We start from the raw sequence: 26,336 nt of genomic DNA on the forward strand, positions 1-26,336 counted from the left end.
GATTAAATTATTGTTGGATCCAATCTTGCACCGCGGCGATGGTTTCCTGATGCACTTGGAGAAATTGTTGGTACAGCGCTTGCGGGTACATTTGTGGATGGTGTTGGAAATGCTTTTCCAGAGCCTCGCACGCATGACGCATGCGGATGGTACCACAATAAAGGGCACTACTTTTTATTTTATGGGTGATTTTATGAATCTCAATGAGATCTTGTTTTTCCCATGCTTGTGTTGTTTTTATTAAGTCTTTGACATTTTCTTCAATGAATAGGGGCAATATTTTTTTGAGTGCCGTTTCTGAGCCGAGATTGTTTACCCCATGAGTCATATCGAATAATGGATATTCATCAATGGGCAGCATGGATTCAAACTTGGTGGAGGGCAAATCATGAGCTTGTGGATTGACGTTGTAATGTTCCAAGAACTCTTCCAGCATATGACTGCGCAGGGGTTTAGTAATTACTCGATTCATTCCTGCCTGCAAACACTCCTTTTCGACATCAGCCACAGCGTGGGCTGTTAAACCAATGATGGGAGTGGGGGGGCGATGATGATTTTGTTCATGCAAGCGAAATTGTTTCGCTAATTCTATCCCGGTAGTATCAGGCAGACCGATGTCGCTTAATACCCAGTCAAAAATATGTGTTTGAAATAATTCCAGTGCTTTGCTCCCTGTCGATGCCGATAAAAAGCGGATCCTAAGTTGTTGCAAAAGATTCTCTATCATCTTTAAAGCAATCGCATTATCTTCAATAAGCAGTACAAAGGGTGCGCCCTTTGCTTTTTCTAGAGTACTTTTTTTCGCGGCGATGCTGGATGCGACTGGCTCATGCCTGTTTGTAGGTTGTTCTGCGTGATGTACGGGAATTGTCAGTGTGAATGTAGTCCCCACATGATAGGTTGAGTCGACACGTATTTTTCCTTTTAATAATTGAGTATAGCGTTTCACTATATGCAGCCCTACACCATGGCCTGAGTAGATCCCTTGATCAGCAGGTGTTGCACGATAAAAACGTTTGAATATTTTATCTTTATCTTTTGGTTTAATGCCTGTTCCCGTATCTTTGACAAAAAACTCCAGAACTGTTTTGCCAGGGCTTTGTGATTTTGGCCGGACACCAATTTCAACAACACCTTTTTCCGTAAATTTAACCGCATTACCTAATAGGTTTAATAAGATCCGGTGCAGCTTTATCACATCTGTCGTTATCCATTGCGGCGTATTCATGTCAACACTCACTACTAAATCCAGTTTTTTCAAAGTAATGGTCGGAAATTCCAGATCCGTGATGCTGCGAATCAAATCATGAACATTGCATACCGATTCATTGATTATATTTTCTTGTTGACTACCTGCCGCAATAATATCGAGTACCCCATTAAGCAGAGCAAGGAGGTGCTCTCCACTGATATTGATCATATGCGCATGTTCTTTTAATTGCGTATCTTCAGCCGCCTGCTCCAGTATGCTCGACATGCCAATAATCCCGCTTAAGGGGGTACGAATATCGTGGCTCATATGACGAATAAACTCATCTTTAGCGCGGTTTGCTGCTTCTGCTTTGTCTTTAGCTTGCGTGAGCTCAGCTTCGATTTTTTTAAGATAAGTGATGTCGATGGTATTACCAACTATACCGACAATTTTGCCTGCTTTATCCAATAATGGTTTTTTAGTCGAAAGTAAAATAATTTCTTCACCTGAAGGTAAAAGCGTCTTTTCTTCCCGTGACAATTCAACATTTTTTTCGACTACTTCAAGATCGTTGGTCCGAAAAAGCTCCGCACTTTGTTTATTAAATATCTCATAATCCGTTTTACCAATAACCTCATTTTCACTGCATTCAGTGATAAATTTCATATGGTGAAGACTTTCAACACAGCGTTGATTCATCCCAGACCACACTCCTGCTAAGTCTTTCCAATAAATATCTCCAGGCAAGGCATCAAGCAGGCCTTTTAATTGGCTGCACTGGGCTTCCAAGTGATTGATTTTTTTTTGCAACGTATGGATTGTTTTTTCTAAATCGGCTACTAAATTCGTCGAGTTGGAGGTTTCTTTTTTTGCCATTTTTTTCCATTATCAATAATAATTCTTAATTTAGCGTATATTGCATCCCAATTCTAAAAAACATGAATTATCATGTATTTTTGAGCGGGGTCAACTGACTCAATTGAAATAGAAGAACACTTTTATTTTTAAGCATAGATAAATAATCCCTAATTTTCTATCAACATAGGATTTTTATTGATTCAGTTGTTCTGAAACTTGATATTATGTTTTATTTGTATTCTGATATAATGAGCAAGGTTAAATTTCCGGTGACATTATGTTAACTCCTGATGGGCATTGTGCTAATAAAATTGAAAAAGTAATGTTGTTGGCCTTATGGGCAAATACGTTAAGGGATGAAATTCAAGCACAAGGTTTATCTGCAACGAAAAAACTAATCTTTGCCGGTCTTGGAAAGCCAACTTATCCCATTAATTCACATACGATTGCCTCTTATCTTTCCTATTGGCAAAGATTAGATGGTTTAATCAAAAAATGGCAAATGGATCCTGATCAGATTGAAGAGGATATTGCGATTGATTATGGCGATCCTCGCGGTGATTATGCGCCACGGAAATTAATGGCGGATATTATGTCTCACTGGTATACGGCAGAAATTAACCCAGAAAACATATTATTTACGGTGGGTGGAATCGGTGCCTTGCGGGTGCTGTTTGAGACCTTTAATACTCATTATGAAGATGTTCCAGGATATCGAATTATCACCCCTTTTCCTTATTACAGTGTGTATTCAAACAATCCATCACATTGTTTGCATCCTATTCATGTCATGGATGCACCAGGATACAAACTTACTGCGCAAGCAGTTGCAGAGAGCATTAAAGAGGCTTATGCATTAGCTGAAATGGACCATGGTTGGCCAAAAGCGATATTAATTTGTAATCCATCAAATCCTCTAGGAAACATTATTGATGCCGGTGAGTTAAGTAAAATTGCCGATGTTTTGCGCCAGTATCCGGATTTGTACATCATTTTTGATGAAGCGTATACCGAGATGAGTTTTGCGGAGATGCCTTCTTTTTTAAGAATTGCCCCAGATTTGCAAGAACGAGTGATCATCTTACGCTCGGCGACTAAGGCTTTATCCGCTGCCGGTGAGCGTATGGCAGTACTTTTAGTATTTGAATCAAGCTTGATGAATGAAATGCTCAATAAAAACATCAGCTACTTCATCCATGCGCCACGTTCAGCACAAGCAGCCTATGCCGAAACGATGGCGAATTTTAGGGATGAGGAAAAAAAGAGTATTGCGGCATTTTATAAGAAGAAGGTCGATTATGTCGTTGAGCGCTTAAAAGCCATGGGCGCTGCTATGCCAGATCCCCTCTATCATATAGAGGCCACTTTTTATGTTCTTGCCGATTTTAGCGATATGTTCGGTCTGCCTTTGCCTAAAGAGGTTGCACGAGTATTACAGAAAACGGGTATGGTCAAAACGGATGAGGAGTTGGCTTATTATCTTTTGTTCCAAGACAATTTGATGATTACCCCTTTGTCTTATTTTGGGCTGTCAAAGCATGATGGTTTTATGCGCATTACGTGCAGTGGTCAAGAACATGAATTGCACGATTTGATGGACAGATTGGAGGGAAGGTTATTTGCGTCAAGAAAAAATAAAAAAAGTGTCCTTCTAGAAAAAATTAAGCATAGGCTGCCGGAATTAAAAAAAATAGATGCCCATATGTTTGAGCTTATTTGGCAAAAACTGCGAGCGGTGGACGCGGAAGAAGATACGTGTTTGAATTTAAAATCGAGGAACCAAGCATTAAGAAAAATTTATGACACCGTTATCGATTTTTTTGAAATCATGAAAGAAGAAGTTTATTAACCTGGGATTTCGTAAGTGGTGGAAAAGCTATAAACGTAACAACTAGTTGTTACGTCTGATCTGCCGAAAGGCCATCATTGTAATTAATGGACGTGTTATGAAATTGATTAAACAGTTATATGTTCAGGTTATTGTTGGAATTGTTATTGGTATCATCCTGGGCGTTGTTGCTCCAACCTTAGCGGTTTCTTTTAAACCCTTTGCTGATTTATTTATAAAGCTAATAAAAATGATGATAACCCCCATCATTTTTTTAACACTTGTTTCAGGCATTGCTGCCATGAGTGACTTAAAGGCAGTGGGTAGGATTGGCGGTACAGCACTGATTTATTTTTTGATAACAACTGTTTGTGCCTTAACTTTAGGGTTGGTTGTTGCGAATATATGCCAGCCGGGCCGAGGGATGAATATTGACCCGTCGTCTTTAAATATATCAGAGGCCCGTTCATACCTTGGTAAAGCAGAACAGATAGATAATGTTCCAGACTTTGTACTAAATATTGTTCCTGAAACATTTTTTAGTGCATTTGTGCATGGAGAAATTTTGCAGGTATTGTTTGTTGCAATAGTCTTTGCATTAGGCTTAATGTCTTATGGCAATAAAGGAAAATTTATCTTAGAAGGTTGCGAGCATTTGGCAATAATATTTTTTAAGATAATTCATGCGATGATGTATTATGCGCCTATGGCTGCGTTTGCTGCTATGGCCTATACAGTGGGTCAATATGGCGCTCATTCTTTACTTGGATTAACTACCTTATTGATTTGTTTTTATTTAACTTGCATTGTATTTGTTGTAATTATTTTGGGCAGCGTACTTTATTTTTATTTAGGTTTAAATATATTTAAAGTGATCTATTATTTTAGAACGGAGATTTTTATTGTTTTTGCAACGTCATCTTCTGAAACAGTCATGCCAAACTTACTGGAAAAATTAGCGGAATTAGGATGTAATAAATCTGTGGCAGATTTGGTAATCCCAACCGGTTACTCTTTTAATTTAGATGGAACGGCAATTTATCTTACTCTTGCTGCTTTATTTATTGCTCAGGCAACCAATTCTGATTTAACCCTCCATCAGCAAATCTTTTTATTAATTATTATGATTATCAGTTCAAAAGGCGCTGCTGGTGTTACAGGCAGTGGTTTTATTATATTAGCCAGTTCTTTAGCTGCTGTAGGTACTATTCCTGTTGCGGGCGTGGTTATCATTCTTGGAGTAGACCGTTTTATGTCTTCTGGGCGTTCTTTAACCAATATGATTGGTAACGCTATTGCTGCATTGATTATTTCAAAATGGCAAAAATCGATTGATATGAAGAGAGTGCACGAAAAGTTGGCATTGAAAAACAAGGCGATGTAGATACGCCATCCTGAACAAAGTGCAGGCTTTCCTTCGTCCTATCCTTCTCAGGATGAGTGGCTTTAAGGTTCCTGGCCTACTACAAAAGAAATGAACTGGTGCATAAATTAGTATATGCGAAACCCTGGTAGCGTTCCGCATATCTAGCAGAAGATTAATTCTTGATAAATTGATTAATCGTTAGGGTTAATCGCTTAACTAACTCATCAATCTCATCTTCGGTAATAATCAATGGTGGTAAAAGACGTACCACGGTCTCTGCAGTCACGTTAAATAATATGCCGTTGGCAAGTCCCAATAAACGCGCATCGGTCGCAGGTCGATCTAATTCAATACCAATCATATAACCCTTGCCACGGATCCCTTTTACACCTGGATGTTCGCCAAGATTTTTGATTAATTTTTCCATTAAAAGGGCACTGTTTCTTGTGACCTTCTCACAAATTTTATCGCGCTCTATGACGTCCAAGACAGTTAAAGCTGTAGCGCAAGCCAGGGGATTACCGCCAAAAGTCGAACCATGATTCCCTGGTTTAAATAAATCTTTTGCTCTTTTACTCATCAGACACGCGCCTATAGGGACGCCATTACCCAAGCCTTTAGCTGTAGTAACAACATCTGGTTGAATGTCATAGTGCATGTAGGTAAACAGTTTTCCGGTGCGGCCATTTCCTGTTTGGATCTCATCCAAAATCAGCATCCAATCGTGTTGTTCACATAGTTTTGCCAGAGCACGCAGATAACCTTCTTCCGCAGCATAAATTCCCCCTTCGCCCTGAATGGGTTCAAGCATTACGGCAACAACATCTTCTCTATTTGCGGCAATCGTATGAATGGCATCTAGATCATTAAAAGGAGCACGAATAAAGCCGGGAACCAAGGGTTCAAAACCTGCTTGTACTTTACGGCTTCCCGAAGCAGTTAACGTTGCCATAGTGCGGCCATGGAATGCTCGCTCCATAACGATAATAGAAGGAGTTTCTATTCCTTTCTTATGACCAAAAAGGCGAGTCAATTTAATGGCTGCTTCATTCGCTTCAGCGCCTGAATTAGCAAAAAAAACTTGTTCCATCCCCGTCATAGATAGTAATTTTTCGGCAAGTAATTCTTGCTGTTTGATATGAAACGTGTTGGATGTATGAATGAGTTTAGCTGCTTGTTGCTGTATGGTTTGTGTCACATCGGGATGGGCGTGTCCTAACCCGCAAACTGCTATCCCGCTTAAGCCATCAAGATAAGCCTTTCCTTGTTCGTCATACAACCAAACACCTTCTCCATGGGTAAAAGTTATTGGCATAGGATTGTAACTCGTAATTAAAGCCATAGTATTTTCCTTAAAACTGAAGGATTGATCCCAACTCAAAAATTGTCTCTCCCGTTTCTGGGAGAGAGCGTGTGATGGTCACATTATAGTCATAACTTTCTTTTCTAGGCTATATGGAGGAAAGGCTTCCTCAGTAAAAAGAAATGCTTATTTCAAATTACTGGCTACGAAATCCCAATTGACTAATTTCCAAAATGCGGAAACGTAATCAGGGCGTGCATTACGATAGTCGATATAATAAGCATGTTCCCATACATCGCAAGTCAATAATGCCGTGACGCCTTCAGTCATTGGCGTACCCGCATTGCTGGTGCTGATTATTTTTAAAGCACCGCTACCATCTTGAACAAGCCAGGCCCAGCCGGAGCCAAACGTAGTAATTGCAGTTTGTGTAAATTGATTTTTAAATTCATCAAATGAACCAAAGTGCTTATTAATTGCTTCGCCTAATTTACCTTTGGGTTCGCCACCACCATTGGGACTGAGGCAATGCCAATAAAAGGTGTGATTCCAAACTTGGGCCGCATTATTAAATATTCCACCTTTGGCTTCTTTGATGATCTCTTCCAGGCTCATGGATTCAAATTCGGTTCCAGGAATTAGTTTATTCAAATTAGTCACGTAGGCTTGATGATGTTTGCCATAATGATACTCAAGGGTTTCACTGGAAATGTGTGGCTCTAACGCATTCTTAGCGTATGGTAATTCAGGCAATGTAAATGTCATCCTAATCTCCTATTATTTTATTCTGCGGGTAAGTGTAGCAGGAAGGACATGATATTCAATGAAGATTATCTATAATACTAAAAAAAGCGGCGTAGCTATCTGACTCTTCGATTTGTGGTAATCAGCGTAATTGGCATATGACATCCACAAGAATTTCTTGATTATTATTAGCTCAAATGGGGCATTAGTTGGCTTTTTGTTTCGGATCTGTTAATCTATTGGGCTAAAAATTTATTGGTTGCGGGCTTTACAGCTTTTCGCGATAATGAGCGTAATTAACTCTCTTAATTTAAGGTGTGCGCGTGGATACTTTAGAAAAAATTAAAAAGCAAATTGCAGAAAATGCCATCCTGCTTTATATGAAAGGCTCGCCGAAGATGCCACAATGTGGATTTTCTGCGCGTGCAGTGCAATGCATTGAATCGTGCGGCGTAGACTTCGCCTATGTCGATATTCTGGCTAATCCTGACATTCGCCAAACATTGCCCCAGTATTCTGATTGGCCCACGTTCCCACAACTTTATGTGAAGGGTGAGTTAATCGGTGGTTCTGATATCATTGCTGAGTTATTCCAACAAGGTGAATTAGAAACCATGTTGCGCGATGCGATTGCTGCATAATATTGATAAATAATAACTATAATGATGGAGATCATAGAATGAGTGTATTAGTGGGACGAAAAGCCCCTGATTTTACCGTAGCTGCTGTAATGCCTAACGGTGAGATTATGGATAAATTTAATTTACACGAGCATTTAAAAGGTAAGTATGGTCTCGTGTTCTTTTATCCTCTTGATTTTACTTTTGTGTGCCCTTCTGAATTGATTGCTTTAGATCATCGAATTGATGAGTTCAAGCGTCGTAATGTTGAAGTGGTTGCTGTTTCTATTGACTCACACTTTACTCATAATGCATACAGAAATACTCCAGTGAATAAGGGTGGTATAGGCCCCGTTCGCTTTACTATGGCTGCAGATATGACTCATAGTATTTGTCAGTCTTATGGTGTTGAGCATCCTGCTGCAGGTGTTGCATTCCGAGGTGCATTCATTATCGATACTAATGGTGTTGTTCGCTCACAAATCGTTAATGATTTGCCGATTGGTCGTAACATGGATGAAATTATAAGAATCATTGATGCGGTACAGCACTTTGAAGAAAATGGCGAAGTGTGCCCTGCTGGCTGGGAAAAAGGTAAAGCGGGCATGAAGGCATCCACTGAAGGTGTGGCTGCTTATTTGGCCGAACATTCTGAAACATTGTAAGATTATAGTGTAGGGTGACCTTTGGAGGCTACCCTACATCCCCATTCTAATCTAAAGCATTTTGATTTTTTTTATCTACTTCTTGTACCACTTTCCACTTGTTCGCCATGTGACAAAATAAATCGGCGGTTACTTCTGCATCATAAATAGCCGAATGTGCTTCCTGAGCATTAAATTGAATTCCTGCCGCCTGTACCGCTTTGGCTAATACTGTTTGCCCATAAATGAATCCGCCTAATGTTGCTGTATCAAAGCAAGTAAATGCATGAAATGGGGATTTAACGCCAGTTCTTTTTATGGCTTCCTTGATAAACAGCAAATCAAACCATGCATTATGGCCGACCAAAACAGCGCGTTGGCATTGAGTTTTTTTAAGCGCAGTAAAAATAGGTTTAAATAGATTTTCTAAAGCAGTTTTTTCATCTATAGCAAAACGTAACGGTTGGTAGGGATCAATTTGATTAAACTCTAGAGACTTTTGATCCAGTTCGGCACCAGGAAAAGGTAAAATATGTTCAAAATAGCGCTCACCACGGTGCAGATTACCTTGTTTGTCCATAAAAACTAGTACGATACACATTTCTAGCAATGCATTTTTGGATGGATCTACCCCTGCAGTTTCTACGTCAACAACCACAGGTAAAAAACCACGAAACCGTTCTTTTAAATTCATATTAGGTAAACTATCGTGCGAGCCCATGAACGCTCCATTGTATGGTTTCACCTGCAGCAATTGGGACTACTTGGCCTGTGCCAAACGGTAGATAGTCAGGTATTGTTTGCGGGGATTTAATTAATTCGAGGTGTTGCTGATTGATGGGTAATTGATAGAACTCAGCGCCAAAGCGACTGAGAAAATGATTAAGATGTTTTAACTGTCCTAATTCATCAAATACATGTGCATATAAAGCAAGTGCATATGGCGCCGAATAAATTCCAGCACAGCCGCATGCATTTTCTTTTGTATTGACACTATGTGGCGCACTGTCTGTTCCAGCAAAAAACTTAGGGTTGCCACTGCAGGCAGCATTTTGCAATGCTTTTTGATCATTTTCATGTTTCAAAATAGGTAAGCAGTAATAATGTGGTCTAAGTCCACCAACAAGCAATTTATTGCGATTATATAATAAATGATGTGGTGTAATGGTTGCTGCAACAGTTGCTGGCGCTTCGCTCACATATTCGACAGCCGCTTGGGTTGATATATGCTCAAGGACGATATGCAGTTTGGGAAAGTTCGCTACAATTGGTTTTAAATATTCATCAATAAATAAAGATTCACGTTCAAAAATATCACTATGGGTCACTTCTCCATGAATTTGGAGTACTAACTCATTAGTCTGTAAGGCCTCAAAAAGGGGATAAAGATCCTTAAGTGATTTTGCACCTGCTTCAGAATTAGTTGTTGCTCCTGCAGGGTAAAGTTTTGCACCAAGTATATAAGAAACTTGTGCTGCTTGATGTAATTCTTCGGCATGCACTGAATCATTTAGATAAAAAGTCATATAAGGTTCAAAATCACTTCCTTTAGGGAGGGCGTTTAAGATCCTATTTCGATACTCATTAATTGAAGATAATGTAGTTAGAGCGGGTTTAAGATTTGGCATAACTAACGCACGTGCAAAGTGTTGCGCACAGTCTGCTACTGTGTGTTGTAACATCTCATTATCACGAAGATGGACATGCCAATCATCAGGACGATTAATTATTAGTGTTTGCATAGTAAAGATTCCTGCGTTCTTGCCGATAACTAAGGATATCATGAAATAAGCCACAGGAATGAGTAAAAGATGGCATTTGTGAATCACAAAGGACAATTTCTAACATGTATCGCATTGAGTACTCTGCTGACAATAAGCACAGCATATACGATGACTCAAGTGCAATTTGCAAATCCCTTAGGGGCAAAGGGATGGCGAGTAAGCCGCAATCCAATTCGCTGTGGGTTGTCACTTACTATTCCTAATTACGGCATCGCATATTTTGAACAATATGCAGCCAAACCGCCGCATTTTATTTTACGAACCTGGAATGAGGTGCAACGATATTTACCCACTAAAATTATTATAAAATCACCGATGTGGAAACCGGAATCCCCTTCATTTCTAGTTGGTCAATCAATGGTTAAACCAGGCGAATATGGTCTTTATTTGAGACGAGATGCTACATTAAGGTTACTTACTTTTTTAATGCAGGGTTACGAACCAAATTTCAGTTACCGTGCTGAAACCGGTTTTAGCACAACGGTTGCTTTGTCACCTGTTGGATTCCAGAAACCTTATTCTCGCTATCAGGAATGTATTGGCAATTTACTACCGTTTGATTATCAACAAATAAGAAAGAGCGTGTTCCATTATGAAGAAGATGACAGAGAGTTAACTGATGAAGATAAGGAACAATTACGGCGTATTGCTCAATATGTGGACGCGGATCCCCAAATACAAGCAATAAAAGTCATTGGTTATGCTGATGCAAATGGACGTAAGGGTTATAACAACGCAATATCTGAAGATCGAGCCAAGATTGTTAAAAAATATCTGTTAAAGCTTGGCGTACCTAAAGAAAAACTCCATGTGACTTGGGTTGGTGAGCTTTATCCAATCGCGAGAAATGATACAGATGAAGGTCGAGCAGCAAATCGTCGCGTTGTGATCACGTTAATAAAAAAATAGACCTGATAATTCAGTCATAAATTAATAGACCATTTAATTAAAAAATGGTTGCAACTTATAATATATTCACTATATTAATTAGCCTTAGGATTGCATTCTAAGGCTAAGCTTTATTGACAATGGGATACAGCGGATTGTTTTTAGCATGGGGTCTAAAGTATCGCCATGCTGCTCAAAAAAAATATCCAATGAACAAAAAAGGCATATCTCATTGAAAAATATTAATTTTTTTAATAAATCTTCTTGACTTATTCCATTCCACTGCTAATACTCACACTGTTGCATGCATCGACCTGAAGCGACGAAGGCATGCTAATGACAACTCCTAGTAGAGAGTTATCAATGAAACAGAAAATAATAATAATTTATGCGGAGACATAAGCATGTTAAGTTTAAAGAAAACTACTTTAGCTATTTTAGCTTTGGGCAGCAGTTCATTATTCGCAGGTACTATGGGTCCAGTTTGCACCCCAGGTAATGTTACGGTTCCATGTCCAAGTACTGGATGGAACGTTGGTGGGCAAGCTCTTGTTTTACAAGTAATGACCGACAACAATGTTTCTTTAGATTTGGATACTACTCCAACTGGTGCCTCAATTAGCACTGATTTGTCTGCTCAATGGGACTGGGGCTTCCAAATTGAAGGTTCTTACCACTTCAACACTGGTAACGACATTACTTTGACTTGGTATCACTTAGATACTGGTTGGAACAACCATGAGTTTACTCCAGGCTTCGACCCTGATTTATTAATCGGTTTTGGTCACAAGAACAGATGGGATGCAGTTAACGGTGAATTAGGTCAATTCGTTGACTTCAGCGCTAACAAGAAAATCCGTTTCCATGGCGGTTTCCAATTTGCTAGCATCAAGAGAAGTGTGCATGCATTTGCTGCTGATGTTGATGGCGATGCTGATGATTTATTAGTTGGCTTCGAAGGTAGCACTCAATACAACGGATTTGGTCCACGCACTGGTATCGACATGAACTATGTATTCGGTAACGGTTTTGGTATTTACGCTAAAGCAGCTACTGCAATATTAGTTGGTACATCTAAGCACGGATTTGATTTCGATACATTTGATCCTGCAACTGGTGCACAAACATTTGATTTCGAAGTGAATGGAAACAGAACTGCGATTGTTCCTGAACTGGAAGCTAAGTTAGGTGCCAGCTATGATTACGCAATGGCACAAGGCGACCTGATTCTTGACGCTGGTTATATGTGGTTTAACTACTTCCATGCGTTAAATACAACCGTGTTGCCTGTTACAGCTACTGACTTTGGTGCCGCTGGTCCTTATTTCGGCCTGAAGTATATAGGAAACGTTTAATTCGCTATCGTTTTAATAAATTTAATCAATACTGTTGACTTTATGAAGGTCCGGTTAGATAATTGAGCAAGGTACGCTCTCGGTATAGAGCGAATATGCGTACCGTTGCTAACAATTTAAAATTGGTAACGAACGGAAATAATAATAAAAAGTGGAGATAAGCATGTTAAATTTGAAAAAAACAGCGTTAGCTGTTCTTGCTTTAGGTAGCAGTGCAGTATTCGCTGGTACTATGGGCCCAGTTTGCACCCCAGGTAATGTTACTGTCCCATGTCCAAGTACTGCATGGAATGTTGGCGGACAAGCTCTTGTTTTACAGGTAATGACCGATAACAATGTTTCTTTAAATTTGGACGTTACTCCAACTGGTGCTTCTATTGACACTGATTTGTCTGCTCAATGGGACTGGGGCTTCCAAATTGAAGGTTCTTACCACTTCAACACTGGTAATGACATCACTTTAACCTGGTATCACTTGGATACTGGCTGGAATAACCACGAGTTTACTCCAGAATTCGCTCCTGAGTTAGAAATCGGTTTTGGTCACAAAAACAGATGGGATGCAGTTAACGGTGAATTAGGTCAATTCGTTGACTTCAGCGCTAACAAGAAAATCCGTTTCCACGGTGGTTTCCAATTCGCTAGCATCAAGAGAAGTGTTCATGCATTTGCTGCTGATGTTGATGGCGATGTTGATGATGTTCTTGTTGGTTTCGAAGGTAATACTCAATACAACGGATTTGGTCCACGCACTGGTATCGACATGAACTATGTATTCGGTAACGGTTTTGGTATTTATGCTAAAGCAGCTACTGCAATATTAGTTGGTACATCTAAGCACGGATACGATTTCGATACATTTGATCCTGCAACTGGTGCACAAACATTTGATTTCGACGTTTCTGGAAGCAGAACTTCGATCGTTCCTGAACTGGAAGCTAAATTAGGTGCTAACTACACTTATGCAATGGCTCAAGGTGATTTAACTCTGGATGCTGGTTACATGTGGTTCAACTACTTCCATGCTTTAAACACAACTGTATTACCAGTTACTGCAACTGACTTCGGTGCTGCTGGTCCTTACTTCGGTCTGAAGTATGTTGGAAACGTTTAATTTCTTAATTGATTAAGATCTTATAAAAGCCCGTCATTAATGATGGGCTTTTTTTTTCTAATGGAGTATTCATGTTTAAGAAAGCAACTATAACTGTATTAGGGTTGGTAGCCGGTGTAGCGACTGCTGGTAGTATGGGACCAGCGTGTACCCCTGGTAATGTTACTGTACCATGCATAACAAATCTTTGGGATTTTAGTGGGCAAGCACTTTATTTAAGATCAATTTTTGGTCCTAACAAATCTGTAGAAGCTGGTACATTTCCTTTAAATCAAGAGATAAAAAGTGACTGGAATTGGGGATATCGTTTAGAAGGTTCTTATCATTTTAATACAGGAAATGATATAACGATTAATTGGATGCATTTTAGTACTTCCACAGATCCAACAGAGCTTGCAGGAATTCTCACTATACCTGCAGTAGGGCTACCAGCAATCCCAGCTCCATTTGAATTAGTTAGCCGCAATAGAATAGACCAAGTAAATGCCGTTATGGGACAGCACGTAGATCTCAGCATGAGAGATAAGATGCGCTTTTATGCTGGTCTGCAATATGCGAACATTCAATCAACATCTACAAACTATTATATAACTGAGGAAATTCCTTTTATTGCAAGCAACCCGTTTTCTAAATTTGACAATACTGATTATAAAGGTTTTGGACCAGTTGTAGGAATTGATTACGCTTTCTCTATTACGAACGCACTCAGCTTAACCGCAAACGGAGCAGGCTCCATCCTCATTGGTACGAATAAGTATCATGCCGGTTTTGTTGTATCACCGACCGAAGCTATTGTTGAGCAAGTGTTCTACCGTAAAAAAGGCATTGTTCCAAGCTTAGAAGCAAAACTTGGTGCGAATTATGCCCTTTCTACTCCTATAGGTGTTGCAAATATTCAAGCGGGATATCAGGTAGTAAATTACTTTAACGTATTACTAGAACAACCATTCCCCAATTTAGCAGGCCCAGTGCGTCCAACTGATTATGGAGTATTTGGTCCCTATTTTGGCTTGAAGTTAGTTGGTAACGCATAAAATAGTTCCGTCATCTCACCTAGAGAATTTCTTAATTGAAACCCATACATACGCTATGGGTTTTTTTTATACAAATCATTAAGTTGCAAAATTTAAGCATATTTGTGAAAAATAAGCTAGCCACTCCCTGTTTAGCGAGATATAATTTTCTGCCCTACCGAGGTGGAAGTAAAAATAATGAACAGGAGTACCGCATGCAGTATAAAAAAATCATATTGGCTCTAGTCTGTTTATCATCGCCACTCTATGCGGAACATGATCAACAGTTACAACGACAAATAGCTCGTTTACAAAAACAAGCAGAACAATTACAAACGCAATTAAATGCCTTACAAAAAGAACTTGTTACCAGTAAAGTCAGTCATTCAACTAAGACGACGAAAGTGGAAAACAAAAAACGAGTACATGCTCCCCATAAAAAGCGTGGGAAAAAACATGAGCACCAGCAAACTGAACAAGATAAAATGGTTAAATACCATTCATCAACAATTTCAGTACACACGCCTAAAGAACACCCAGAAACAATAGGATTTTATCCAACTGCCCTAGTAGCAGAAGACCGTGTGGTTACCTACATTGCAGGAACGCCGGTAGTCGCTTCTCCCTATTTGGGTGATAGACCGGCATTTGATGGCTCTGATTATATTGTGAATATTTCGAGTATTAATCGGGACATTCGTTTGATGCAACAACGTCGAAAATTATATAGGGCCTATAAAAATATGGGGTATCCAATCCCTGACAGGCCAATCATTGCACTTAGTGGTAAAGCAGAACCTGTAGGCATGATTAATAGTAATTATGTTGGGGGAACGAATGTTGATTTAACCCTAGGTTCAAGTGAGCTCGATGTTGCTGCAGCATTAAACCAAAACGTTGAAGCTTATATTGCAATAGCCTACGATGCCAGTCCACCCGAAGTTGGACCAAGAATTAATAATTCAGCATTTAACTTGAATATGGGCTTTGTTAACATTGGTAATCTGGATAAAACGCCATTTTATTTTACTGCCGGACAACTATATGTGCCCTTTGGACGATATTCCAGCTCCATGATCAGTTCACCAGTAACTTTGGATATGGCGCGCACGAAAACACGTCCTTTTATTTTAGGTTATAAATCTCAAGATGAGACTGGTCCATTTATCTCTACATATATCTATCGAAGTGATACTACATTAGGAAGAGCGGGTGTTGGAGGGGTGAACGCGGGATACTCCTATGCATTTGACGAAATTCGCGGTGAAGTAGGCGCAAGCTATATCAGCTCGATAAATGATGCAGCTGGAATGCAAAGTACTGCTGCAAATCCAGGAACTTTTGGTGGGTTTGGTTCCTTACTTAACGGAAACGAGTCAGTACGCAAGACCCAAGCTGTAGATGTTTATGGCAATCTGGGATATGACCGATTTAACTTTGCCGCAGAATGGGTGGGCGCTATTGAAGCATTTAGGGCTCAAGATTTAAGTTTTAATGGTCGTGGTGCACAACCGCAAGCATTACAGACTGAAATTGATGTGACATTTAAAGCATTCAACAGACCTTCATCTATAGGTGTAGGCTATCAATGGACAAAAGATGCGCTTGCTTTAAATTTACCTGAACAACGTTTTATTGGTGTATTTAATATTTCCATTTGGAAAGATACCGTAGAAAGCATCGAATATCGACACGAAATCGATTATGGACCAAACCAATTTGCTAATGGTGCAGCGCCTGCAGGGGTTATAAACGCTCCGACATTGGGAACAGGTGGTACTTCGGATACGGTTTCTGCACAGATTGGGGTCTATTTCTAAAAAATCTATTCTTGAAACGCATGTAACCTGGGATACATTTTTCGCCCAGGTTACCCATAGACCTCCAAGGTCTAAGGCAGTCTGCCGCAGTTCAAATGGCAATAAAGCACATAAACTGTGCTATCTTTTATCATATATACCGTATTTCATAAAGGAAAGGAGCATGTGTCATTCTCATCGCATGCCAAGGTCCGTATTCACATTATTTGGTCGAAACAGATTTGGATTCCGATTTGGTTTACTGTTAGGCCTATTTCTTATTTATGCTTCCTCCTATGCATCAAAAGTTATTGAACTACATATCAAAGGTGCGATTGGGCCGGCGACTGCAGATTATGTTGTCCGCAATATTGATAAGGCGCAACAGGCAGATTTAATTTTAATTATTATTGATACCCCCGGTGGACTCGAGGCGGCAACGCGCACAATCATTCAAAAATTTTTATCTTCTAATGTTCCTATCGTCACTTATGTCAGTCCCAATGGTGCACGTGCCGCAAGCGCTGGGACTTACTTGCTTTATGCCAGTACCTTGGCAGCTATGGCACCAGGAACACAATTGGGGGCCGCAAGCCCAGTTAATTTGGAAGCAGCAGGTTTGGGAAACGAGAGTACAAATAAGCCAACAACGATGGATAAAAAAATTACTAATGATGCTGTAGCAACAATACGTTCACTGGCTCAATTGAGAGGGCGAAATGCTGATTTTGCCCAAAAGGCTGTTGTGAATGCCGAAACATTAACTGCTACAGAAGCCTTGAAAGAAGGGGTCATTAATTATATTGCTGCTGATGAAAAGGATTTATTAGCGCAGTTGAATGGTGTATCCGTAATGCAGAACAATCAAAAAATTACGCTCAATACCAGTAGTCCCGACATTCAGCGCGTCGAAGCTGATTGGCGTACACGGTTTCTATCGATAATTACAGATCCCACGGTGGCATATCTGCTGCTGTTACTTGGAATATACGGTATCTTTTTTGAATTGGTCAATCCAGGACATTTATTACCGGGAGTAATAGGTGTTATATCAATGTGTATCGCACTGTATGCATTCCAATTATTACCAATTAATTATGCAGGCTTTTTCCTTATTATATTAGGTATAGGATTTATTATAGCGGAAGCATTTATTCCCGCTTATGGTTCGTTAGGTGGCGGCGGCACAATTGCTTTTATTATTGGGTCTATTATGTTACTGGATACCAATAATGCGTTGTATCATATCGCTTGGTCGGCAATAGCGGCAATGGTGTTGGTGAATATCGTTCTTTTTGTGATCTTACTCGGTATGGCGATAAAAGCAAGACGACAAAGTGTAAAGCATGGCGTTGTTGTTTTGTTAGGCGCGAAAGGACGAACATTGGGTGATATTAATCTAGAAGGACAAGCAATAATTCACGGTGAAATTTGGAGCGTGCGCGCAAAACAATTTATTGCAGCAAACACGTCAATAAAAGTCATTGCAGCTTCGGGACTGGTGTTGGATATTGAAGAAGATGCAGGTAATCAAGGAGGGTAAAAAATGGGACCTTTTTTAACGGTAATCATCGTACTGATCCTGCTGCTTTTGTTATCAGCAGTTAAAGTATTCAGAGAGTATGAACGGGGTGTTGTATTTATGCTGGGCCGCTTTTGGCGAGTAAAAGGACCTGGTTTAGTGCTTATTATTCCGGTAATCCAACAGGTGGTACGAGTCGACTTACGTACTATAGTTATGGATGTCCCCAGTCAAGACGTTATATCCAAAGATAACGTCTCTGTAAGAGTCAACGCGGTCTTATACTTCCGTGTCGTGGCTCCAGAAAATGCAATTATCCAGGTAGAGAATTATTATGAAGCAACCAGTCAATTGGCACAAACAACACTTCGTTCTGTGCTGGGGCAACATGAGCTCGACGAAATGCTTTCTGAACGGGAACGCTTAAATAGTGACGTACAAAAAATACTGGATGCACAAACAGACAACTGGGGTATTAAAGTGTCTAATGTAGAAATTAAGCGGGTTGATTTGGATGAGAGTATGATCCGGGCCATAGCGAGACAGGCAGAGGCAGAGCGTGAACGCCGCGCGAAAGTGATCCATGCCGAAGGGGAGTTACAAGCTTCCTCAAAATTATTGCAAGCATCACAAGTATTGGCGCAACAACCACAGGCGATGCAGCTACGATATTTGCAGACTTTAGCTACAATAGCAGGTACAAATAACTCAACTATTGTGTTTCCAATGCCAATGGAATTAGGCGACATTTTATCGAATATGGTTGCGAAAAAAAAATAAGTTTGCCTCCCCAATAACAACGATGGAATCGTAACCCAGGACTTTCCTATTGTCCCCGGGTTACGGCCTATGCTTACCTCCGGAAATGCGGTTGTGGATAAATAAAATCATCGAGAAATATCAAGTACAATATCAATACAACCTTTCGTTTATCCGGCTTTTATGATAGAACACTCATTTTGAAGCATTCATGAGGTGTTTACTGTGTCGATTAAATCAGATAGATGGATAGAAAAAATGGCGCTTGAACATGGAATGATCTCTCCATTTCAACCAGGGCAAGTGCGTGAAAAAGAAAATGGCAGAATTATTTCCTACGGTGTATCTAGCTATGGATATGATGTGCGTTGTGCTAATGAGTTTAAAATTTTTACTAACATTAATTCTGCTGTTGTGGATCCCAAAGCGTTTGATGAAAACAGTTTTGTTGATGTGCAATCCGATGTATGCATTATTCCTCCTAACTCGTTTGCACTAGCAAGAACCGTAGAGTATTTCCGAATTCCACGTAATATCTTAACCATTTGCCTCGGTAAGTCTACGTATGCGCGTTGTGGAATTATTGTTAATGTGACTCCTTTAGAACCAGAGTGGGAAGGACATGTCACTTTGGAATTTTCGAATACTACGACATTGCCTGCCAAGATTTATGCGCATGAGGGCGTAGCACAAATGCTGTTTTTAGAAGCTGCAGAAGTTTGTGCTGTTTCATATCGTGATCGTGGTGGAAAATATCAGGGACAGACAGGCGTCACGCTACCGCGGACTTAGTTTGGATAAAGATTGAATGTCCTAGCCCGGGTTTTGCGGTGCATCACCCAGGCTACGATTTCCGATCATTGGTGTGCAACAAATCAAGGTACCCTATTCTTCATCGGGTAACTTATATTTATCTCGTGATGCATCAACGCGTTCACGTAATTCTTTTCCTGGTTTAAAGTGAGGACTGTATTTTGCTTTAGTCACAACTTTTTCGCCAGTCTTGGGATTATGGGCATTACGTGGAGGTCTGTAATGAAGAGAAAAACTGCCAAATCCCCGAATTTCTATTCTTTGATTTTTAATGAGTGCATCACTCATTAATTCCAATATTTTATTTATTCCATCAGCAACTTGCTTTTCAGTAAGATGCGTCATTCGAGCAGCGATTTGTTCAATGAGTTCCGATTTGATCATACCCACCTCGTGTTGTCGCGTGTTTCAAAGTCTGCTACCAATACAGATTAGCTGACAATTGTCCCTTGTTTTATAAGTATAGACTGGGAAAAAAATTATTCAATATTTTCAAGACAGTTAGTCGATGTACTTTTTCGAGAATGAACATAAGCGAGGACGACTCCCCAGCTCATTTCAACTTTAACGCGTCTTATCAAAGTAAAATGGTCAGAGGATAATGTTTTACTGGTGGTAATAACGCTTTTCAGCTGTGATAGCTGATCCAGTTTTGCGCAAAGCTTTTCCCACGTAGGTCCAAAAAAAGCGGTGGAATTAATGAAGATAAGCGTTGCATCACTTAAATCTACCTCAAGAAAATTACCTAAAATAAATTTAATTTTTTTTGCTTGCATTGCATAATGTTCTATTTTTGCCAATTGCTCGGCTTGTTTGCACGCAACAAAATGGAGTTCGGGAAATAATTCAATTCCTACACTTTGACGTACGGGAAAGACCATGCTGCAGGCCAGCACTGCCTTGCCTGTCCCTGAGCCCAAATCATAGAAGACAGTAGTTTCATTGGGTTGGGTTAATGATATGAGCGCGATAAACGACGAAAATTCGATTTCTCCATAAGCGTATTCCATGGCATCGTATTCTTGGCGTGCATTTTTTGAGAGCATAAACCCGTTGACATCGGTATAGAGTTGGTGAAACACTTGGGCGTGTTTTTGTAACTTTAATGATTTTTGCCAGCGGTTTACATTGAGTTGCTTTCTTCGCAATCTTACATGAATGAGCAAGGTTAAGAGTACGAGAAGCATGCAAAACAAATAAGGTATCCAGGGTTTCAAAGTCATCCTTTAGTGATGTGACATGCCAAAAATTAGCAAGTGTTAATATATCCGATTTATTCGTTTTATATGTAGTTTGCCTAAATTTCATATCATTGCAAAGCATAAAAAGTCATTAATCGCTGTCTTATTATTGTATAATCGAGTAAAATTATAGCATCCAGTATAAAATTATAATTTTAAGTATTATTTTATTGCTATAATTTTTTTTGAGACACGTGCGAGGAATTGTAGATTTATGCTGATGATGTTGGGTAGTTAATATTTCCTTAATTTTGATTCATTAGAATGAAATTATATTGCGGGGCGGGAGAGTATTATGGCGGGTTTTTTTAATACTAGAGCTTATGTACATCATGAGCCTAGACCACGTGCAGAATACAGTAATTTTATTAACGTCGGTACCGAACAATTTCATGCTGTTGCTGTAGCCCTGATTGATTCCTTACAAGGTACTTCCCAACGTGGTAATGATGTTACTCTGAAAAAAATTTTGGAGCGTTTTTATCTACATTTCCCCAAATATGTCAGTAATCAGCCGTATTTAACACTCCCAGAGCGTATGGGAATGCTACTCAATAGTTCTCGTAAGTCAGAATTAGTGGAATGTATGGCATATGTACTACGTCAACTGGCAGTGGATGAGCTATATACACATCCGCTGATGTACCGTGAAGTATTTGATGGGTTAAGTGCTGAAACACCAAAAAGTTATTTGCGTGATCCCACAATTCAATTGCCCGCAAGTGCTTTAAATGCGTTGGCGCAGACACTGGGGGTTAGTATTACATTATCTTTTAAAGAACTCGGAAAGGAACTGAGAAAAAAAGAAGTATATGACGGAGAAGCATGATGTCTAAAATTAATTTAGTAATCCAAGTTCAAGGGGAGCAATATTTCCCTGCTGTGAAACATAAAGCAGACTTTGCGTATGTTGGTCAATTAGCCATTAATGCACCTGAGCCTGTTGAGAATACAAAGGAGCGGGGAGAAACACTGCATGATATTATTCATTTACTCGAAGAAGACAAAAAACAGCTGGTGCAGTCTTTCGAGCAATATAGAAAAGCGATTTTAAGCACACGTGAAGATGAAGAATTAACTCCCGAACTATTTCGCGCACGATTGCTGGATCTCTACATTAAACATTTATCGCAATCGAACAATACGGTATCCGTCGCTGCCTTAGCGCAGTCAAACGGGCAGCCGGTTATTGCTGGAGTACCTCAGAAAGAGCAGCAAGCAACCACAGAGATGTTAGCAAGTGCTTTAGCAGATTGGATTACCACAAAGCAAGTTGATGCAGACGATATATTTGAAGCGCTGGAAAAACGCTCTACGGTTACATTAGGCGGACAAGGTTTTTAAGTAGCGCCAAGTAGTTTATGTAGCCCGGATTATAAGTAATCGTAATCCGGGATTAAAGTGATGTTTTCGTATTATGTCATGCTACATATAAGGGTTTAAGTTGACACCATTGCTTGAACGATTTCGCTTTTACAGAAAGCCATGTTCTTTCATCCATGCATCATTCGGGAATTTAGACATATAATTGCGAATGGAGTCAGGCAAAATAACCAGACATTTTTGTCCTTTGCTTAACGATTTCGCAGCTTGTAATGCCGCCCACATTGCCGCTCCGGAAGAACCGCCTACCAATAAACCCTCTTCACGGATTAAATCCCTTGCAGTGTGAAATGAATTGCGATCGTTTATTTTAATGTACTTATCAATTAACGTATTATCCAAAACTTCTGGAAAGAAATCATAGCCTATTCCTTCTACGGCATAGGACTTAATTTCAGTGCCACCGCCAAGAATCGAGCCCTCGGGATCTACGCCAATAATTTGAATTTCTGGATTATATTCCTTCAGACGTCTTGCAATACCAGTAATTGTGCCCCCGGTGCCTACTCCGGCAACAACCATGTGTAAGTCTTTGCCAAAATCATCAATAATTTCCTGAGCTGTGCCTTGATAATGTGCATTGGGGTTATTGGGGTTTGCATATTGATCAAGAATATAGGAATTAGGAATTTCCGCATTCAACTTTTTCGCTAAAGAAATATGGCTTTCTGGATCATTATATGCTGCTTCCGTTGGAGTACGATAAATCTTTGCTCCCAAACGCTCAAGTACCGATTGTTTTTCCTGACTCATTTTTTCGGGCATCGTGATGATTACTTTGTACCCTAATACCGCACCTGCTAGTGCAATACCGATCCCTGTATTTCCGGAGGTCGGTTCAATCAATGTATAGCCAGGTTTGATATGGCCATCTCGTTCTGCATTAATAATCATTTCATATCCGATACGATCTTTAACGGATCCGCCTGGATTAAAAAACTCACATTTTGCAAAAAGTTCACAATCGAGCTCACGACCAAGACGATTAATTTTTACTGTGGGGGTTTGGCCTATGGTGGCAAGAATATTGGGATAAATCATATTAGTCCTTTAGTGAGAGAAATTTGATTTGATTATATGGTTTTTAGTTGAAAAAAAAAATTCTTGTATGATTAGGTGGTGATTTTAAATTTTTTAATTTATATTTAATTTCGAACTAACTGAAGCAGGGAGCTAAATATGATCAATTTAAAGTCACTTAAGTGGTGTTTGGGTATTGCTGTATCTTTAGGCTTGTGTGCGTGCATGGACATGCAACGTTCAGAACATGCAAATGCTCAGCACTATGAGCAAATGAATGCTCAGAAAGCACAACATACAACAGCGAAGCCTAAAGCGCAAAAAACTTACGCTTCAAAGGATCCTACTCAAAAAGCAACTCCAGGACCCAAACGCAACACTGCCCCACAGATTCCTGTAATACAATAATGTTGTGGCCTGGGTTAGGTACTCCCTAACTCGGGTTCTCTTTCCTGAGTTTTGTTTTTTCTTCACAGGCCGTATTCCTTAAAAAAACTGGCAGTAACATCAACATAGGTGTTAGTTTACCTAGGCTTGTAGTTTTTGACTTGCAACGGAATGACCTTCAATCTATGAAAAAGATGCATAGAATCACAAGGACTGTTTTATGCTTAGCCTCCTTTTTATTATCCTATAAATTTTTATTAGGGCCTGTAAACAGGCCCTAGTCTGTCCTACTTTGGTGCAATCATCTCTTCAGGTTTTACCAATTCTGCGAAACGTTCGGCGGTTAAAATGCCAAGTTTCACTGCGGCTTCTTGTAAAGAAGAGTTATCATGATGTGCGGTTTTAGCAATTTTTGCTGCGTTGTCATAGCCTATGTGTTGATTGAGAGCGGTGACGAGCATTAAAGAATGATGCAGGTAATAATCAATCACTTTATGATTGGCTTCGATTCCTTCGGCACAAAACTCTTGGAATGAATGACATGTATCAGCCAATAAATTGAGGGAGTGCAGTACATTAAAGATAATCACGGGTTTAAACACATTCAGTTCAAAATTGCCTTGGCTGTCTGCGATGCCAACAGTTGCGTCGTTGCCCAGTACTTGCGCGCAAACCATGGTCATGGCTTCACATTGGGTAGGATTCACTTTTCCAGGCATAATTGATGACCCAGGCTCGTTCTCAGGAATGATTAACTCGCCAATACCACAACGTGGTCCTGACGCTAACCAACGAATATCATTTGCAATTTTCATTAAAGCGCAAGCCAGGGTTTTCATTGCACCGTGTGCATTAACCAACGCTTCGTGCGATGCAAGCGCGGCAAATTTATTATGTGCGGTAACGAAAGGCAATTGGGTTATTTGAGCAATGTGTTGGGCTACTTTTGTTGCAAATTGAGGGTGAGTATTTAAACCAGTTCCTACAGCAGTTCCTCCTGCAGCTAATTCATAAAGCTCAGGTAATGCCCCTTCAAGTCGTTGCAGACAGGCATCCAGTTGGGCAACATAACCAGAAAACTCTTGCCCCAAGGTGATTGGCACGGCATCTTGTAAATGAGTTCGGCCTATTTTGACTATATCTTTAAATGCTGCCATTTTAACCGCTAAGGCATCACGCAAATTTTTTACTGCGGGGATCAATTTCTTATTAAAAGCAATTGCTGCCGCAATATGCATTGCTGTTGGGAATGTATCGTTTGAAGATTGAGACATATTTACATGATCATTAGGATGAATAGGCGATTTACTGCCCATGGTCCCACCTGCCAATTCAATGGCGCGATTTGAAATGACTTCATTGGCATTCATATTCGATTGAGTACCACTTCCTGTTTGCCACACGTGCAAAGGAAAATGCTCGTCTAACATGCCTTCACTGACTTCACCCGCAGCTTGCACAATTAAATCTGCTTTATCTTGAGGTAACTTCCCTAAGTCCAGGTTGGTTAATGCCGCTGCTTTCTTTAAGATGCCAAAGGCGTGAGTGACTTCACGCGGCATAATGTCTTTGCCTATATTAAAGTGATGTAATGATCGTTCGGTCTGCGCACCCCAATATTTGTTAGCAGGGACAGCAATTTCACCCATGCTATCAGATTCTATGCGTGTTTTGCTCATGGTTTTTAATTTCCTTAATGGCGTTTAGTGAAATAAAAAATTCTATCACATAGGGCAAAAATAAGTAATTTTTGTTATAGTGTTGCCAATTATAAATACGTAGCCTGGGTGCAGCGAAGCGGAACCTGGGATAGCATATTTTTCCGTCTCCCTAGTTCTGCCTCGCTGCACTCAGGCTACATCAAGAGAAACCAGTGCATGAGAGCGGTACGTATTTATCAACCTGGAAACTACCATACAGGCCAACTTTTAGAATTATCTCCCGAAGCCAGTCAGCACGTAGGCGTTGTTTTACGCATGCAGGTAGGTGAAAAGCTCACCTTATTTTCTGGTGATGATCGCGAGTTTGATGCAACGATAGATGCTGTGAAAAAAAAGCAGGTTATTGTAGTTGTTGGCTCGATAAATAAGGTGAGTCGTGAATCGCCATTGACTATCCATTTGGCACAAGCTGTTTCTAAGGGTGAGCGTATGGAGTTTGTCATGCAAAAAGCAGTCGAACTCGGTGTGGCCAGCATTACGCCTATTGTCACGGAGCGTTGCGTCGTTAAACTGGATAAAGAACGAATGAGCAAAAAGCTCCATCAATGGCAAGCAATTGCCATCGCCGCGTGCGAGCAATCAGGGCGTAATCATGTTCCTACAGTAAATCCACCTATTAGTTTGGCGTGTTATATCAGTGAAGTACCAGTTGGATTGAAGTTGATCTTGCATCCAGGTGAGAATAAAAACTGGCGAGATTATGAGATTGGCTCTTCTGCAATTGCGTTACTTATTGGTCCGGAAGGGGGATTAAGTGAGCATGAGGTTCAATTGGCTTGTCAGCATGGATTTCAGCTTTTATCCATGGGGCCAAGAATTTTACGCACTGAAACTGCGGCAATTACTGCATTAAGTGTATTGCAAGCAGTCGGAGGTGATCTATAATAGTACTTGTAGTCCATCTCTCTCAATGCGAAAATCTAGAAGCATAATGGATTTTGAGTGCAGGTCGAATGAAAAGCCTTTTTAAAAAAAGCGCCTT

25 protein-coding genes are annotated in these 26,336 nt (G+C 40.0%); 16 read left to right on the forward strand and 9 right to left on the reverse strand.

Annotation, left to right across the window (positions count from 1 at the left end; all coding sequences use genetic code 11):
• Positions 1–7: 7 nt before the first annotated feature.
• The gene (locus Lste_RS13500) at positions 8–2,068 is read right to left on the reverse strand and encodes an ATP-binding protein (RefSeq protein ID WP_058511440.1); all 2,061 of its coding nucleotides are present in this window, start codon (positions 2,066–2,068) and stop codon (positions 8–10) included.
• Between the two features lie 259 nt (positions 2,069–2,327).
• Here Lste_RS13500 and Lste_RS13505 point away from each other — a divergent pair, with 259 nt between their 5' ends.
• Entirely contained in the window at positions 2,328–3,899 is a 1,572-nt protein-coding gene (locus Lste_RS13505) for a pyridoxal phosphate-dependent aminotransferase (RefSeq protein WP_058511441.1), read from the forward strand.
• Between the two features lie 97 nt (positions 3,900–3,996).
• A complete protein-coding gene (dctA, locus tag Lste_RS13510; protein WP_058511442.1) occupies positions 3,997–5,262 on the forward strand; it encodes a C4-dicarboxylate transporter DctA in 1,266 nt (421 codons plus the stop codon).
• 154 nt (positions 5,263–5,416) lie between these two features.
• On the opposite strand, the gene Lste_RS13515 is transcribed toward dctA, so the two are convergent.
• Positions 5,417–6,586, reverse strand: a complete 1,170-nt coding sequence (locus Lste_RS13515) for an aspartate aminotransferase family protein (RefSeq protein WP_058511443.1) — start codon at positions 6,584–6,586, stop codon at positions 5,417–5,419.
• A gap of 147 nt (positions 6,587–6,733) precedes the next feature.
• Positions 6,734–7,312: a superoxide dismutase [Fe] gene (sodB, locus tag Lste_RS13520; protein ID WP_058511444.1), complete on the reverse strand. Its 579-nt coding sequence runs from the start codon at positions 7,310–7,312 to the stop codon at positions 6,734–6,736.
• Between the two features lie 302 nt (positions 7,313–7,614).
• Here sodB and grxD point away from each other — a divergent pair, with 302 nt between their 5' ends.
• Together grxD and Lste_RS13530 are read left to right on the forward strand one after the other, a co-directional pair.
• Positions 7,615–7,932, forward strand: coding sequence for a Grx4 family monothiol glutaredoxin (gene grxD / locus Lste_RS13525; protein WP_058511445.1), 318 nt, complete (start codon positions 7,615–7,617; stop codon positions 7,930–7,932).
• Positions 7,933–7,970: 38 nt separating this feature from the next.
• Positions 7,971–8,576, forward strand: coding sequence for a peroxiredoxin (locus Lste_RS13530; RefSeq protein WP_058511446.1), 606 nt, complete (start codon positions 7,971–7,973; stop codon positions 8,574–8,576).
• Positions 8,577–8,622: 46 nt separating this feature from the next.
• Here Lste_RS13530 and rnt read toward each other — a convergent pair whose 3' ends face one another.
• Positions 8,623–9,276 carry a ribonuclease T gene (gene rnt, locus Lste_RS13535; protein WP_058511447.1) on the reverse strand — a complete coding sequence of 218 codons (654 nt, stop codon included), beginning with the start codon at positions 9,274–9,276 and terminating at the stop codon, positions 8,623–8,625.
• The gene (pyrC, locus tag Lste_RS13540; RefSeq protein ID WP_058511448.1) at positions 9,260–10,297 is read right to left on the reverse strand and encodes a dihydroorotase; all 1,038 of its coding nucleotides are present in this window, start codon (positions 10,295–10,297) and stop codon (positions 9,260–9,262) included. The genes rnt and pyrC overlap by 17 nt, the downstream gene beginning before the upstream one ends.
• 69 nt (positions 10,298–10,366) lie before the next feature.
• On the opposite strand from pyrC, the gene Lste_RS13545 reads away from it, so the two are divergent.
• The 8 genes from Lste_RS13545 (at position 10,367) to dcd (ending at position 19,581) form a co-directional block, all read left to right on the forward strand.
• The gene (locus Lste_RS13545; protein ID WP_058511449.1) at positions 10,367–11,248 is read left to right on the forward strand and encodes a flagellar protein MotY; all 882 of its coding nucleotides are present in this window, start codon (positions 10,367–10,369) and stop codon (positions 11,246–11,248) included.
• A gap of 383 nt (positions 11,249–11,631) precedes the next feature.
• Positions 11,632–12,582 (forward strand): Lpg1974 family pore-forming outer membrane protein, encoded by a 951-nt coding sequence (locus Lste_RS13550; protein ID WP_058511450.1) that lies wholly within the window; start codon positions 11,632–11,634, stop codon positions 12,580–12,582.
• Positions 12,583–12,745: 163 nt separating this feature from the next.
• Positions 12,746–13,696 carry an Lpg1974 family pore-forming outer membrane protein gene (locus Lste_RS13555; protein ID WP_058511451.1) on the forward strand — a complete coding sequence of 317 codons (951 nt, stop codon included), beginning with the start codon at positions 12,746–12,748 and terminating at the stop codon, positions 13,694–13,696.
• Positions 13,697–13,767: 71 nt separating this feature from the next.
• Positions 13,768–14,730, forward strand: coding sequence for an Lpg1974 family pore-forming outer membrane protein (locus Lste_RS13560; RefSeq protein ID WP_058511452.1), 963 nt, complete (start codon positions 13,768–13,770; stop codon positions 14,728–14,730).
• 194 nt (positions 14,731–14,924) lie between these two features.
• Entirely contained in the window at positions 14,925–16,529 is a 1,605-nt protein-coding gene (locus Lste_RS13565) for an LbtU family siderophore porin (protein ID WP_058511453.1), read from the forward strand.
• 181 nt (positions 16,530–16,710) lie between these two features.
• On the forward strand, positions 16,711–18,051 hold the full coding sequence (locus tag Lste_RS13570; protein ID WP_157070769.1) for an NfeD family protein: 1,341 nt from the start codon (positions 16,711–16,713) through the stop codon (positions 18,049–18,051).
• A 3-nt stretch (positions 18,052–18,054) separates the two neighbouring features.
• Positions 18,055–18,810 carry a slipin family protein gene (locus tag Lste_RS13575; protein WP_058511454.1) on the forward strand — a complete coding sequence of 252 codons (756 nt, stop codon included), beginning with the start codon at positions 18,055–18,057 and terminating at the stop codon, positions 18,808–18,810.
• 204 nt (positions 18,811–19,014) lie between these two features.
• Positions 19,015–19,581, forward strand: coding sequence for a dCTP deaminase (dcd, locus tag Lste_RS13580; protein WP_058511455.1), 567 nt, complete (start codon positions 19,015–19,017; stop codon positions 19,579–19,581).
• A gap of 93 nt (positions 19,582–19,674) precedes the next feature.
• Here the strand turns inward: dcd and Lste_RS13585 are convergent, their stop codons facing one another.
• Both Lste_RS13585 and Lste_RS13590 read right to left on the reverse strand, forming a co-directional pair.
• Positions 19,675–19,986: an integration host factor subunit beta gene (locus tag Lste_RS13585; RefSeq protein WP_058511456.1), complete on the reverse strand. Its 312-nt coding sequence runs from the start codon at positions 19,984–19,986 to the stop codon at positions 19,675–19,677.
• A 95-nt stretch (positions 19,987–20,081) separates the two neighbouring features.
• On the reverse strand, positions 20,082–20,825 hold the full coding sequence (locus Lste_RS13590; protein WP_058511457.1) for a class I SAM-dependent methyltransferase: 744 nt from the start codon (positions 20,823–20,825) through the stop codon (positions 20,082–20,084).
• Between the two features lie 313 nt (positions 20,826–21,138).
• Here Lste_RS13590 and Lste_RS19620 point away from each other — a divergent pair, with 313 nt between their 5' ends.
• Positions 21,139–21,672 (forward strand): hypothetical protein, encoded by a 534-nt coding sequence (locus tag Lste_RS19620; RefSeq protein WP_058511458.1) that lies wholly within the window; start codon positions 21,139–21,141, stop codon positions 21,670–21,672.
• Entirely contained in the window at positions 21,669–22,187 is a 519-nt protein-coding gene (locus Lste_RS19625) for a hypothetical protein (protein ID WP_058511459.1), read from the forward strand. Before Lste_RS19620 ends, Lste_RS19625 begins: the two co-directional genes overlap by 4 nt.
• Before the next feature lie 129 nt (positions 22,188–22,316).
• Here Lste_RS19625 and Lste_RS13605 read toward each other — a convergent pair whose 3' ends face one another.
• Positions 22,317–23,267 (reverse strand): pyridoxal-phosphate dependent enzyme, encoded by a 951-nt coding sequence (locus Lste_RS13605; protein WP_058511460.1) that lies wholly within the window; start codon positions 23,265–23,267, stop codon positions 22,317–22,319.
• A 138-nt stretch (positions 23,268–23,405) separates the two neighbouring features.
• Here Lste_RS13605 and Lste_RS13610 point away from each other — a divergent pair, with 138 nt between their 5' ends.
• On the forward strand, positions 23,406–23,654 hold the full coding sequence (locus Lste_RS13610; protein ID WP_058511461.1) for a hypothetical protein: 249 nt from the start codon (positions 23,406–23,408) through the stop codon (positions 23,652–23,654).
• A 266-nt stretch (positions 23,655–23,920) separates the two neighbouring features.
• Here the strand turns inward: Lste_RS13610 and fumC are convergent, their stop codons facing one another.
• Positions 23,921–25,312 (reverse strand): class II fumarate hydratase, encoded by a 1,392-nt coding sequence (fumC, locus tag Lste_RS13615; protein WP_058511462.1) that lies wholly within the window; start codon positions 25,310–25,312, stop codon positions 23,921–23,923.
• Between the two features lie 198 nt (positions 25,313–25,510).
• On the opposite strand from fumC, the gene Lste_RS13620 reads away from it, so the two are divergent.
• Positions 25,511–26,239 (forward strand): 16S rRNA (uracil(1498)-N(3))-methyltransferase, encoded by a 729-nt coding sequence (locus Lste_RS13620; RefSeq protein ID WP_058511463.1) that lies wholly within the window; start codon positions 25,511–25,513, stop codon positions 26,237–26,239.
• Positions 26,240–26,336 lie beyond the last annotated feature (97 nt).

The sequence above is a fragment of the Legionella steelei genome (genome assembly GCF_001468005.1).
In the GTDB taxonomy this organism is placed as follows: Bacteria; Pseudomonadota; Gammaproteobacteria; order Legionellales; family Legionellaceae; genus Legionella; species Legionella steelei.